This is a genomic window from Pseudomonas sp. PDM18 (assembly GCF_014852585.1).
GTDB lineage: Bacteria > Pseudomonadota > Gammaproteobacteria > Pseudomonadales > Pseudomonadaceae > Pseudomonas.
Map to the genome: position 1 here is coordinate 1 of NZ_JACVBX010000055.1, position 255 is coordinate 255.

Annotated in this window: 1 pseudogene; it reads left to right on the top strand. The window is 60.4% G+C overall.

From position 1 onward, the window contains the following. Nucleotides 1-255, top strand: a pseudogene (locus IB274_RS29525) (IS110 family transposase); the annotation flags it as partial.

The following is a 255-nucleotide window of genomic DNA, read 5'->3' on the forward strand; positions in this document are numbered from 1 at the left end:
TTGGTCTGCCAGCGCGATGATGAGCGCCGCCGGTTGCCGCAGGCTAGCCAAGCCTTTGTCCGGGATTGCCTGGAAAATGCCATCAAGACCCTGCAAAGCACCATCCGACGTTACGACCAGGAGATAATCAAGGCCCTGAACGACCTGGACCCAGAGCAGGTCGAGCAGCTACGCCAAGTCAAAGGCGTAGGGCCGGTCACTGTCGCAGGCTTGCTCGCCTACTTGCCGGAGTTGGGGCAACTCAATCGACGGCAG